Annotated in this window: 10 protein-coding genes, 2 pseudogenes and 1 riboswitch; of the genes and pseudogenes, 8 read left to right on the top strand and 4 right to left on the bottom strand. The window is 60.4% G+C overall.

Going from position 1 to position 12,687, the window contains the following annotated elements:
* Positions 1–41 precede the first annotated feature (41 nt).
* A complete protein-coding gene (locus LRS56_21755) occupies positions 42–1,205 on the bottom strand; it encodes a 1-acyl-sn-glycerol-3-phosphate acyltransferase (GenBank protein ID WDU61426.1) in 1,164 nt (387 codons plus the stop codon).
* Positions 1,206–1,338: 133 nt separating this feature from the next.
* On the opposite strand from LRS56_21755, the gene LRS56_21750 reads away from it, so the two are divergent.
* The 4 genes from LRS56_21750 to LRS56_21735 all read left to right on the top strand — a co-directional run bounded on the left by LRS56_21750 (position 1,339) and on the right by LRS56_21735 (position 3,537).
* The gene (locus LRS56_21750; protein ID WDU61425.1) at positions 1,339–1,521 is read left to right on the top strand and encodes a CPXCG motif-containing cysteine-rich protein; all 183 of its coding nucleotides are present in this window, start codon (positions 1,339–1,341) and stop codon (positions 1,519–1,521) included.
* 10 nt (positions 1,522–1,531) lie between these two features.
* On the top strand, positions 1,532–1,792 hold the full coding sequence (locus tag LRS56_21745) for a DUF2007 domain-containing protein (GenBank protein ID WDU61424.1): 261 nt from the start codon (positions 1,532–1,534) through the stop codon (positions 1,790–1,792).
* 37 nt (positions 1,793–1,829) lie between these two features.
* Positions 1,830–2,450 (top strand): SOS response-associated peptidase, encoded by a 621-nt coding sequence (locus LRS56_21740; GenBank protein WDU61423.1) that lies wholly within the window; start codon positions 1,830–1,832, stop codon positions 2,448–2,450.
* 268 nt (positions 2,451–2,718) lie between these two features.
* Positions 2,719–3,537: a M48 family metalloprotease gene (locus LRS56_21735; GenBank protein ID WDU61422.1), complete on the top strand. Its 819-nt coding sequence runs from the start codon at positions 2,719–2,721 to the stop codon at positions 3,535–3,537.
* A gap of 46 nt (positions 3,538–3,583) precedes the next feature.
* Here LRS56_21735 and LRS56_21730 read toward each other — a convergent pair.
* The 3 genes and pseudogenes from LRS56_21730 to LRS56_21720 all read right to left on the bottom strand — a co-directional run bounded on the left by LRS56_21730 (position 3,584) and on the right by LRS56_21720 (position 6,421).
* Positions 3,584–4,166: pseudogene (locus tag LRS56_21730) on the bottom strand (TMEM165/GDT1 family protein).
* A 91-nt stretch (positions 4,167–4,257) separates the two neighbouring features.
* Positions 4,258–4,377: riboswitch (yybP-ykoY riboswitch) on the bottom strand.
* Between the two features lie 50 nt (positions 4,378–4,427).
* A pseudogene (locus LRS56_21725) lies at positions 4,428–5,425 on the bottom strand (class I SAM-dependent methyltransferase).
* Positions 5,426–5,455: 30 nt separating this feature from the next.
* Positions 5,456–6,421 carry a 2-hydroxyacid dehydrogenase gene (locus LRS56_21720; GenBank protein WDU61421.1) on the bottom strand — a complete coding sequence of 322 codons (966 nt, stop codon included), beginning with the start codon at positions 6,419–6,421 and terminating at the stop codon, positions 5,456–5,458.
* A gap of 84 nt (positions 6,422–6,505) precedes the next feature.
* On the opposite strand from LRS56_21720, the gene LRS56_21715 reads away from it, so the two are divergent.
* From LRS56_21715 to LRS56_21700, 4 genes are all read left to right on the top strand, one after another.
* Positions 6,506–7,138, top strand: a complete 633-nt coding sequence (locus LRS56_21715) for a LysE family transporter (GenBank protein ID WDU61420.1) — start codon at positions 6,506–6,508, stop codon at positions 7,136–7,138.
* Between the two features lie 266 nt (positions 7,139–7,404).
* The gene (locus LRS56_21710; protein ID WDU61419.1) at positions 7,405–9,087 is read left to right on the top strand and encodes a fatty acid--CoA ligase; all 1,683 of its coding nucleotides are present in this window, start codon (positions 7,405–7,407) and stop codon (positions 9,085–9,087) included.
* 330 nt (positions 9,088–9,417) lie between these two features.
* Complete coding sequence (locus LRS56_21705; protein ID WDU61418.1) at positions 9,418–11,277, top strand: DUF1302 domain-containing protein; 1,860 nt, start codon at positions 9,418–9,420, stop codon at positions 11,275–11,277.
* Between the two features lie 43 nt (positions 11,278–11,320).
* A complete protein-coding gene (locus LRS56_21700; GenBank protein WDU61417.1) occupies positions 11,321–12,685 on the top strand; it encodes a DUF1329 domain-containing protein in 1,365 nt (454 codons plus the stop codon).
* Positions 12,686–12,687: the final 2 nt, after the last annotated feature.

The following is a 12,687-nucleotide window of genomic DNA, read 5'->3' as shown; positions in this document are numbered from 1 at the left end:
GCATCGCGGGCAAGCCCGCTCCCACATTTTTTGATCGGTGTTTACAGGGGGATGCCTGCTTTAACCCGATACTGATTACGCACCGGCGTTGCATATTGCACCACCAAAAAGGGCCGGTGCTCGGCCGGGCATTCGTTCAAGCGCCGTTCCCACTCTGCCTTCGCCTTGGCCAATTCATCGGCCGGGAACACGTCAGCCGCCTTCGGCACCTGCAATTGCGGGTCGGCGTCGTTCCATTGCTGGTACGCCAGGTAGTGCACCGGGAACAGCCGGTAACCGCCCAGAATCTGCCGGTCCATTTCCACCGCCAGCAGCTTGGTGTCTTCGAAACGCTCGGTAATCGGCGGCGCGAAGTTGATGTGCACCCGGCCCTTGTAGCCCGTGATGCCAAGGGCGATGCTCACGTCATCCTCGCCCGGTGCCTTGCTGTAGGTGCCTGTGGTAGCGCGGATGTACAACTCGCGAGCCTTGGCGGTATCGCACGGGTCGTACTCGTAGCTGATGGACACCGGCGTCAGGTTCAGCGACTGGATCACCTCGGCAAACGGCTCGTCCTTGCGGCTGACGTGGAACATCTTGAGGATCGCCGACTCGGTGCGATCATCGCCATCTTTGGCACGGCCTTCGGCCTGGGCGATCCAGATCGACTGGCAATCATTGCGGATCGAATGGTTGATGTAGGCCGATAGCAGGTTGAACGCCGCCATCTTTTCCTTTCGCCCGGTGATCGAGCGGTGCACGATAAAGCTCTTGTTCAGGCGCATCAGGTCGCTGACAAACGGCTTTTGCAGCAGGTTGTCGCCGATGGCGATACGCGGCGTCGGCAGGCCGGCGTGGTAGACGGCGTAGTTGACGAAGGCCGGGTCCATCACGATATCGCGGTGGTTGGCCAGAAACAGGTAGGCGGTGCCGGACTTGAGTTGCTCGACGCCGGTGTAGGTGACGCCGTCGGTCGCCCGGTCGATGGTGTGGTCGACGTAGTACTCGACTTTGTCCTGCAGGGTAGCCACGGTGGTGACGCCGGCGAACTCACGGCGCAATTTGCGGGCAATCATCGGCTTGAGCAGCCAGCCCAGGGCGCCGGCAAAGCGCGGGAAGCGGAAGTGGGTCAGGATGTCCAGAAAGGCCTTGTCACTGAACAGACGTGCCAGCACTGCCGGGACTTCGCTGTCGTTGTAAGGTCGGATGGTATCGAATTCGCCCATCATGCTCTCTTGTTAGAAACGGCTAGGGTAAGTAAAGGAAATACCAGGGTGCGGCCTGAGTAATTGGCTCGGCCGAAATATAGCCCTGTAAATAGACCGGCGATTATACGCACAAGTCACCTGGGAGACTGCGATGCTGGAAACCGCGACGTACGATTGTCCTTATTGTGGGGAAGTGGTCGAGACAACCGTGGATTTGTCCGGTGGTGATCAGACCTATATAGAAGACTGCCAGGTGTGTTGCCGGCCGATCATTTTTGATCTGCAGGTGCACGGCGACGAATGGATGCTTGAAACCCGTAGTGAAAACGAATAGCGGGGGCGCCATGCAGCGAATCTACGAACCGGAAAACCTGATGGAAGGCGAGCTGCTGCAACAGATGCTCGCCAGCGAGGGCATCGAGGCGCACCTGGTGGGGCGCCATCTGCTTGGCGGCACCGGCGAATTGCCGATATTCGGGCTGCTGGGGCTGGAGGTGGACAACGACCAGGCCGTCGACGCCCGTGCGTTGATCACCGCCTACATTGGCGCGCAGCCTGTGCCCGGCGATGAACCCGACAGCTTCCCCGACGTGTTGGTCTGTTAGGCTGTAGCTCGGTTTACCCCAAGAGTCGTGTTGCCCCATGTGTGGACGTTATGCCCTGTTTCGCTGGAATCCCGCCTTTGCTGCCTTGCCGGGCTTTCCGGCCGACCAGCAGCCCCAGTGGAACATCTCCCCGAATGATTCAGTGTTGATCCAGCGCTCAAGCGAGGGCCAGCGCACCCTGGCGCGAGCGCGCTGGGGCCTGACGCCGCCGTGGCTCACAGACCTTTCGCGCACCCCGGCCCACGCCCGCGCCGAAACCCTGGCCGAGCAGCCGATGTTTCGTGAAGCTTTTCGCCAGCGTCGTTGCCTGCTGCCGGCCAATGGTTTCTACGAATGGCGCGGCACCCAGCGCAAGCGCCCGTACTGGCTGACGCCGGGCGAGGGCTCCACGCTGTTCTTTGCAGCGATCTGGGAAGCGTACCCGGTGCAGGAGCAGGTGTGGCTGAGTACGGCGGTGGTGACCCAGGCTGCGCAGAGCCAGCGGCGGCCTTTGATTCTGGACGCGGCGGGGCAGGAAGCCTGGCTCAACCCAGATACGCCGCTGCATGTGTTGCAAGGCTTGTTGGCCAGTGAGCCGAGCGCGTTGCGCGAGCGGGTGCTGGCCAATATGGTCAATGATCCCAAGCTCAATGGGCCGGAGTGCCTGACGCCGGCTTGAACGTTGTGGTTATGTGTTGGATGTACCGGCCTCATCGCAGGCAAGCCAGCTCCCACATTTGACTGGGTTCACACATTCAAAATGTGGGAGCTGGCTTGCCTGCGATAGCGGCCTCGAAACCACCGCAGCTCTCTAGGCCTTGAACTGATTGATCAGTCGCGCCTGGGCGTCGGATTTGTCCGAAACTTCGCAGTTAAACGTCTTATGTATCTGGCGCAGATACAAATGACCGCCTACGATACGCGCCATGTTTTCAGGGAGACGGATCATGAAGAAATCATTGGCGGTAAGTGGATTGGTGGCAGCGCTGCTGCTGGCAGGTTGCCAGTCGGTCAACACCACCAGCGGCGGCGCTGTGGGGGTGGAGCGCAAGCAATACATGTTCAGCATGCTGTCGAGTCAGGAAGTCGACCAGATGTATGCCCAGTCCTACCAGCAGACGCTGGGTGAGGCGAGCGGCAAAGGCATGCTCGACAAGACCAGCGCAAACGCCAAGCGCGTGCAGGCGATCGCCAACCGCCTGATCGCCCAGGCGCCCACCTTCCGTCCGGATGCGGCGCAGTGGAAGTGGGAAGTGAACCTGATCAAGAGCGACGAGATGAACGCCAACTGCGGGCCTGGCGGCAAGATCTTCGTCTACAGCGCGCTGATCGATAACCTCAAGCTCACCGATGACGAACTGGCCGCAGTCATGGGCCATGAAATCGCGCATGCCTTGCGTGAGCACGGCCGTGAAGCCATGTCCAAAGCCTACGGAATCGAGATGGCCAAGCAGGGCGCCGGTGCTCTGTTCGGCTTGGGCCAGGACAGCCTGGCGCTGGCGGACACGGTGGCCAACTACGGCATGACCTTGCCCAACAGCCGCAGCAATGAAAACGAAGCGGACCTGATCGGCCTGGAGCTGGCAGCGCGTGCCGGCTACAACCCGAACGCGGCCATTACGCTGTGGAACAAAATGGCCAAGGCTTCGGAAGGCGCGCCGCCGGAGTTCATGAGCACGCACCCTGCGTCCGACAGCCGGATCGCCTCGTTGCAGGCGGCGATTCCGAAAGTGATGCCGCTTTACCAGCAGGCCAAAAAATCCTGACCCTGTGAAGATCCAAATGTGGGAGCGGGTTTACAGTCTTAAATCCTTAGATCCAGCCGCTGCTCTGCATGGCCTTGTACACCGCAACAATCGCCAAGATGAAAAAACGCCGTGGCCGCCAGTCGACGAATCAGGGTCAACGGCAGTTTTTCCGCGGCGAAATTCCCCGCCAGAACCACCGGTACGTTGGCAATCAACATGCCCAGGGTGGTGCCGATAATCACCAGCCACAGCTCAGGGTATTGAGCCGCGAGCATCACTGTGGCGATTTGGGTCTTGTCACCGATTTCTGCAAGGAAGAACGCGATCAGCGTGGTCAGGAACGGCCCGAACTTGCGCGTGGTACTGGCCTCGTCATCGTCGAGTTTGTCCGGCACCAGGGTCCACAGCGCGGTGGCGCAGAAGCTCGCTGCGAGGATCCAGTGCAGCACCGCATCCGAGAAGAAACTCCCGAACCAGGCGCCCACGGCACCGGCGGCCGCATGGTTGGCCAGGGTCGCAGCAACGATGCCGGCGATGATCGGCCAGGGTTTGCGAAAGCGTGCGGCAAGGATGAGCGCGAGCAGCTGCGTCTTGTCGCCGATTTCGGCCAAGGCAACGATTGCGGTAGGAACGAGTAATGAATCCAGCATCAGGTAGTTTCCAGGGGCGGGTCGACACGGCTATGACACGTACAGCCTTCCCGCCCCGGGTAAGGTGTGCGTGTCATAGGTCTTGTCAAACCCCGGTCCGTCTGTGCGGACTCCTGGGTCGCATACGCCATGGTCTGCTGACCAAGTATGTTGACGTATGCCGGACGAGCGTGGCGCTCGTGGGAGACTACTCCCCTAGGACGGAGCGGATTCTGCCTAGGCAAAACCCATTCGGCAAGCCTTCTTTTTCAAATGGCATCAGCCGCGCTTGGCACGGTAAATGCGGAAACCATTGCCTTCAGCCTTGATTGCGCACACGCCCAAGTGCTCCTCGATCAGCGGCTGGTACTTGAGGAAGCTGTTGGCAACCAGGCGCAGTTCGCCGCCTTTTGCCAGGTGTTTCGCCGCTTTTCGCAGCAGGTTTTCCGTGGCGAAATAATCGGTGTGAACCCCCACGTGAAATGGCGGGTTGCTCAAAATCGCGTTCAAACCCATCGGCGCGGCGTCGATGCCGTCACCGGTCAGCACCTCGGCTTCCAGGCCGTTGGCGGCCAGCGTCAGGCGGCTGCTGGCGGCGGCGAAAGCGTCCACATCCAGCATCGTCACCGTGTTGTGCGGGTAGCGACGTTTTACCGCGGCCCCCAGCACCCCTGCGCCGCAACCGAAGTCCAGCAGATGACCGCTCGGCAGTTTGTCCAGGTGCTCCAGCAACAACTCGGTGCCGCGATCCAGGCGACCGTGGCTGAATACGCCTGGCAGGCTCACCACCTTGAGCGGCCCTTCGGCCAGTGGCACCTCGAAAACCTGCGCCAGGCTTTCCAGCTCGACCGCTTGCGGGGCATCGGCCACGGTGACTTGCCACAGCTGGCAATGCCGCGCGTTGTCGAGCTTGCGCGGCTTTCCGAAGGGGATCATCTGCTTGGCCGCGCTTTCGATACCGGCTTTTTCTCCCCCACCAGAAACAGCTCGGCGCCGGGCAAACGTGCCGCCACGGCGTTGAGCAGGTAGTCGGTGAGGTCCTTGGATTTGGGCAGGAAGATCACCGCCGCGTCAAACGTGCGCTCAGGCACGTTCACTCCGAAATGGCTGCGCTCGGGGAAGCGTGCGTCGAGCGCCGCCTGGTCACCGGCATGCCAGCTCCAGCCGTGGGCGTTGGGCAGGCGGCCGAGCAAGTCGTCGGCGGGCAAGCCCACCAACAGCAGGTTGCCTTGAAAAAGTTCGGCCTGACGAAGCAGTACTTCACTGCGCGGATCCATGGTCTGCTCCTTGAAAAGGGGCGCAGTTTATCAACTGACGACGCGCAGCGGGGCGCCGCTGAAAAAGCCCCGGGCGTTTTCCGCCAACTGGCCGACGATGCGCTGGCGTGCCTCGCGGCTGCCCCAGGCATTGTGCGGCGTGACGATCAGGCGGGGGATGTCGCCAGCCAGCAACGGGTTGCCGTTGACCGGCGGCTCCACGCTCAGCACATCGGTGGCCGCACCACCCAGATGGCCATTGCGCAACGCGTCCGCCAGCGCCTGTTCGTTGATCAAGCCACCGCGCGCCGTGTTGACGATAAACGCACCGGGCTTGAGCAGCGCCAGTTCGCGGGCGCCGATAAAGTCGCGGGTGTGGTCGTTGAGCGGGCAGTGCAGGGTGAGCGCGTCGACCTGCGCGAGCAATTCATCCAGCGGCACGCGGTCGGCGCGTGCAGGGCGCCCGGGAATCGCACCCAGCAGCACGCGCATGCCGAAGGCTTCGGCCAGGCGCGCCACGGCACTGCCCAGTTCGCCGTGGCCGAGCAGGCCGAGGGTTTTGCCTTCCAGCTCGACAATCGGGTAGTCCAGCAGGCAAAACTGTTTGGCCTGCTGCCATTTGCCCGCCGTGATGTCGCGCTGATAGTCATTCAAGCGCGTTGCCAGGTTCAGCAGCAGCATGATCGTGTGCTGCGCCACCGACGGCGTGCCGTAGCCCTGGCAGTTGCTCACGGTAATCCCATGGGCGCGGGCGGCGGCGAGGTCGACGTTGTTGGTGCCGGTGGCCGACACCAGGATCAGCTTGAGCTCAGGGCACGCCGCCAGCGTCTCGGTATTGAGTGCGATTTTGTTGCTGATGACTACCTGGGCGCCTTGCAGGCGTTCCACCACGTTCTGCGCGGTGGTGTCGGTAAACAATTGCAGGTCGCTGAAGCTGTTGCGCAGCTCGCTGAGGTCAAGGTCCCCCAGGTCCAGGGACGGGTGATCAAGGAAGACGGCGCGGACATTGTTCGTCATCAACTGTACCTTTTGCGACAGGGTTCGAAGGCGTAATCTGCCGAGCCTATCAGATGAAATAATCAGTTACTTAATGGAGTGAGCATGTACGTCGCCGAGTTTTTGACCGTAGCCTTGATTCACTTGTTGGCGGTGGCCAGCCCCGGCCCGGATTTCGCCGTGGTGGTGCGTGAAAGTGTTACCCATGGCCGTCGTGCCGGGACCTGGACCGCGCTGGGTGTGGGCTCGGCGATTTTCCTGCACGTGGGTTACTCGTTGCTTGGTATCGGCTTGATCGTGTCCCAGTCCATCGTGTTGTTCAACGCGCTGAAATGGGCGGCGGCGGCTTACCTGCTGTACATCGGCTTCAAGGCCCTGCGGGCGCAGCCGGCCAAGCCGGCCGCCGAGGGGGAGTTGCACCGCGAAGCCGGCGAACGCACCCCGCGTGGGGCATTTACCGCGGGTTTTGTGACCAACGGCTTGAATCCCAAGGCCACATTGTTCTTTCTGTCGCTGTTCACCGTGGTGATCAACCCGCACACGCCGCTGGCGGTGCAGGCCGGTTACGGCGTGTACCTGGCCGTGGCGACGGCGCTGTGGTTCTGCCTGGTGGCCATGCTGTTCAGCCAACAGCGCGTGCGTGCAGGGTTTGCGCGGATGGGGCATTGGTTCGACCGCACCATGGGCGCGGTGCTGATTGCCATCGGTGTAAAACTCGCCTTCACCAGCATGAAGTAAACGATATTTTCGCGTGACCACAGCTCAAAATGTGGGAGCGGGCTTGCTCGCGAATGCGGGGTATCAGTCGGTATAGCTTTGACCGAACCACCGCATTCGCGAGCAAGCCCGCTCCCACTTTGGGTCTCGGCAAGGTCTCGATAATGGCTCAAAGCTAGCATTTGCTGGGGGCTGCAAATCATTCCTTTGGCTGATTTGGCTGACACATAAGGTCTCTAAAGTGCAGGTCTTCAAGCCAAGACCATGCAGTCATAAAAGGGATTCGTATGTTGCAGACCCGTGTTATCCCGCCCGCCGAAGGTGCGTACCAATATCCGTTGTTGATCAAACGCCTGTTGATGTCCGGAACCCGATACGAGAAGACCCGGGAAATCGTCTATCGCGACAAACTGCGCTACACCTACCCTACGTTGATCGAGCGCGTCGCCCGCCTGGCGAATGTCTTGACCGAGGCCGGGGTCAAGGCCGGCGACACGGTGGCAGTCATGGACTGGGACAGCCATCGTTACCTGGAGTGCATGTTCGCCATCCCGATGATTGGCGCGGTGATCCATACCATCAACGTGCGCCTGTCGCCGGAACAGATTTTGTACACCATGAACCACGCCGAGGACCGCTTTGTGCTGGTCAACAGCGAGTTCGTGGGGCTCTACCAGGCGATCGCCGGGCAGTTGAGCACGGTCGACAAGACCCTGCTGCTGACTGACGGCGACGCCAAGACCGCCGAGCTGCCCAACCTGGTCGGCGAGTACGAAACCCTGCTGGCCGCCGCCAGCCCGAAGTACGACTTCGAGGATTTCGACGAACATTCCGTCGCTACCACCTTCTACACCACCGGTACCACCGGCAACCCCAAAGGCGTGTATTTCACCCACCGCCAGCTGGTGCTGCACACGATCGGCGTGGCGACCATCATGGGCAGTGTCGACAGCGTGCGCCTGCTGGGCACCAACGACGTATACATGCCGATCACCCCGATGTTCCACGTGCATGCCTGGGGCCTGCCTTACGTAGCAACCATGCTCGGCTTGAAGCAGGTGTACCCCGGCCGCTACGACCCGGAGTACCTGGTGGAGCTGTGGCGCAAAGAAAAGGTCACTTTCTCCCACTGCGTGCCGACCATCCTGCAAATGGTGCTCAACGCCAAGGCCGCCCAGGGCGTGGATTTTGGCGGCTGGAAAATCGTCATCGGCGGCAGCGCCCTCAACCGTTCGCTGTATGAAGCCTCCAAGGTGCGTGGGATTCAGCTGACTGCCGCGTACGGCATGTCCGAGACCGGGCCGCTGGTGTCCTGTGCCCACCTCAACGAAGAGCTGATGGCCGGTACCGAGGACGAGCGCACCACCTATCGCATCAAGGCCGGCGTGCCGGGGCCTTTGGTGGACGCGGCGATTGTCGACGGCGAGGGCAATTTCCTGCCTGCCGATGGTGAATCTCAAGGCGAGCTGGTGCTGCGCGCGCCGTGGCTGACCGAGGGCTATTACAACGAGCCGCAAAAAGGCGCCGAACTGTGGGCCGGCGGCTGGATGCACACCGGCGACGTGGCCACGCTGGATGCCTTCGGCGTGATCGATATCCGCGACCGCATCAAAGACGTGATCAAGACCGGTGGCGAGTGGATCTCCTCCCTGGCCCTCGAGGATCTGGTCAGCCGTCACCCGGCGGTACGCGAAGTAGCGGTGGTGGGCATCGCCGACCCGCAGTGGGGCGAACGCCCGTTTGCGTTGCTGGTGGTGCGTGATGGCCATGTGATAGGGGCCCGTGAGCTCAAGGAACATCTCAAACCCTTCGTGGAGTTGGGCCATTTGAGCAAGTGGGCGATTCCAAGCCAGATCGCGGTTGTTACGGAAATTCCCAAGACCAGCGTCGGCAAACTCGACAAAAAACGTATCCGGATTGACATCATTGAATGGCAGGCCAACAACAGTACGTTCCTGTCCACCCTCTGAGCTGATTTGCCGTGCCTGTATGGCACGGCAATGCTCTATCTCGTGCCTTCACTTGTGATTTGCGATTTTTCAGCCATCCTTGCCGCGTCGGCTCTCGCCGACATGGCGAAAGGGTTGTGGCAGACGGGTCGGTGATGCAAATCACACTTTAGAGGGATCAAGCACTACCCCCTGCTGGCTATAGTCCCTTCCAGAGTTTTTCACGGATGTTCCGCTTCGGGCCATGGGGGCTCGGCTGCCGAGCGGCATTGGAATCGTTGTATTCCGGCCGTTACACGCATCACAGAAAAAACTCACTGCCATAACAATAATGCACATGGAGTAGCGTCGATGACCTCAGTAAACCAGTTCTGGCGCCGGGCAAGACTGCCCCTGGCCGTCAGTCTCGCCTCTACGCTCGCCGGGCCCGCATTCGGCGTCAGTTTCAATATCGGTGAAATCGAAGGGAGTTTTGACTCGTCGCTTTCGGTGGGGGCGAGCTGGTCTACCGCTAAGCCCAACCAGGATCTGATTGGTGCCAACAATGGCGGCAACGGTTTGTCCCAGACCTCCGACGACGGCCACTTGAATTTCAAACGCGGCGAAACGTTCTCGAAGATCTTCAAGGGCATTCATGACCTGGAACTGAAGTACGGCGATACCGGTGTGTTTGTGCGTGGCAAGTACTGGTATGACTTTGAGCTCAAGGATGAAAGCCGGGAGTTCAAGGACATCAGCGATAGCAACCGTAAAGAGGGCGCCAAGTCCTCGGGCGGGCAGATTCTCGATGCGTTCGTCTACCACAACTACGCGATTGCCGATCAGCCCGGCAGCGTGCGGTTTGGTAAGCAGGTAGTGAGCTGGGGTGAAAGTACTTTCATCGGCGGCGGCATCAACTCGATCAACCCGATCGATGTGTCCGCGTTCCGCCGTCCGGGGGCTGAAGTCAAGGAAGGCTTGATTCCGGTCAACATGTTCTATGTATCGCAGACGCTGACCGATAACTTGTCGGCGGAAGCTTTTTATCAGTTGGAATGGGACCAGACGGTTACCGATAACTGCGGTACGTTCTTTTCGCAGCCAGACGTCATATCTGATGGTTGCGACAACAATCTTCGAGTCTTGAGCAAGCGCTCGCGCATTTCGCCTTTAGCCTATCCCACTCTCAATGCTGCGGGCGTAGATGTGAATGAGGAAGGCGTACTGGTGCGCCGTGGCCCCGATCGTGATGCTCGGGACAGCGGCCAGTTTGGCGTAGCGATGCACTATAACTTCGAACCGCTGGACACCGAGTTCGGCGCGTACTTCATGAACTATCACAGCCGTGCGCCGATTTTCAGTGCGCAAGGGGCACCCGCGTCAGCGTACAGCCGTCCTCTGGGTCCATTGGCGGCGTTGCGCCCGGTGATTGTGGCGGGTAGCTCCAACTACTTCGTCGAATACCCGGAAGATATCCGTCTTTATGGTTTGAGTTTTTCCACCACGCTGCCTACCGGAACCGCATGGAGCGGCGAGTTGAGCTACCGGCCAAATGCGCCGGTTCAATTGAGTACTACCGACATACTCTATGCCGGCGTCACGCCTATTCCCGGCTTTGGCAACGCTTCCGTACTCAAGGGTTCGCCGGGTCAGGACCTGCACGGTTACAACCGCAAGGAAGTCACGCAGTTCCAGACCACGTTCACGCACTTCTTTGATCAGGTGATGGGCGCTAGCCGCTTGACCACCGTTGGTGAAATCGGGGTGACTCACGTGGGGGGCCTGGAAAGTAAATCCGATGCGCGTTATGGGCGCGACCCGGTGTTTGGTCCAGGTACATTGCCCGGTGGTTTCTGTAATACGCTCAATAACTCGACCGCCGTAGGCGCCGGCCTGGGCAACGCCAATGGGTTGAACACCAACTGCAACAACGATGGCTTCACCACTGCCACTTCCTGGGGTTACCGCGCCCGTGCCATCTGGGAATACCCGGACGTCTTCGCCGGCGTAAACCTCAAGCCAAACGTGGCCTGGTCCCATGACGTCAAGGGTTACTCCCCAGGTCCTGGCGCCAACTTTGAAGAAGGCCGTAAAGCCGTCAGCCTTGGCCTGGATGCCGAATATCAAAACACCTATACCGCCAGTCTGAACTACACCAACTTCTTCGGTGGGGATTTCAGTACGGTGAATGACCGAGACTTTGTTGCCCTGAGCTTCGGCGCGAACTTCTAAGCACACTTTTTCAGCTGCATGTATTTTCAGGAAGAACCAGAACATGAAAATAACTAAAAGTCTGTTGCACGTAGGTGTGCTTGGACTGTCGATCCTGGCGACCAACGTCATGGCGGCAGTCTCGGCGGATGAGGCGTCCAAGCTGGGCACCACCCTGACCCCGATGGGCGCTGAAATGGCCGGTAACGCCGCCGGTACCATTCCTAAATGGTCGCCACTGCCAACCAACGCCGGCGCCGTGGATGCCCGTGGCTTCCTGGCCAACCCGTATGCCAGCGAGCAACCGCAGTTCACCATCACCGCGCAAAACGTCGAGCAGTACAAAGACAAGCTGGCGCCGGGCCAATACGCGATGTTCAAGCGTTACCCGGAAACCTTCAAGATGCCGGTTTATCCGACCCATCGCGGCGCTACCGTGCCGGCGGAGGTGTTCGCCGCCATCAAGAAGAACGCCACCACCACCAACCTGGTGTCCGGCGGCAACGGCCTGGAGAACTTCGAAACGGCCGTACCGTTCCCGATCCCGAAAAGCGGCGTGGAAGTCATCTGGAACCACATCACCCGCTATCGCGGCGGCAGCGTGACGCGCCTGGTCACCCAGGCCACGCCGCAAACCAATGGTTCCTACAGCCTGGTGTACTTCCGCGACCAGTTCGTGTTCCGCGACAAAATGAAAGACTTCGACCCGAAAAACCCGGGCAACGTGTTGTTCTACTTCAAGCAGCAGGTGACTGCGCCAGCGCGTCTGGCCGGTGGTGTGCTGTTGGTGCACGAAACCCTGGACCAGGTGAAGGAGCCGCGTTCGGCGTGGGTCTACAACGCCGGCCAGCGCCGTGTGCGCCGGGCGCCGCAAGTGTCCTATGACGGCCCGGGTACCGCGGCCGACGGCCTGCGTACCTCCGACAACCTCGACATGTACAACGGCGCGCCGGATCGCTACGACTGGAAACTGGAAGGCAAGAAGGAGATTTACATCGCCTCCAACAGCTACAAGATCGACGATCCGAAGCTCAAGTACGCCGACATCATCAAGGCCGGCCACATCAACCAGGACCTCGCTCGCTATGAGCTGCGCCGCGTCTGGCATGTGGTCGCGACCTTGAAGGAAGGCCAGCGTCACATCTATGCCAAGCGTGACTTCTTCATCGACGAAGACACCTGGCAAGCGGCGGTCATCGACCACTACGACGGCCGTGGCCAACTGTGGCGCGTCGCCGAAGCCCATGCCGAGAACTACTACGACAAGCAAGTGCCGTGGTACGCCCTGGAAACCCTCTACGACCTGCAGTCCGGCCGCTACCTGGCCTTGGGCATGAAGAACGAAGAGAAGCAGGCTTATGACTTTGGCTTCACCGCCACCACCAGCGACTTCACCCCGGCGGCCCTGCGCCAGGACGGTGTTCGCTAAGC

The organism is Pseudomonas poae (assembly GCA_028869255.1).
GTDB lineage: Bacteria > Pseudomonadota > Gammaproteobacteria > Pseudomonadales > Pseudomonadaceae > Aquipseudomonas > Aquipseudomonas poae_C.
The sequence above is the reverse complement of the archived record's forward strand: the minus strand, read 5'-3'. Positions and strand labels throughout refer to the sequence as shown.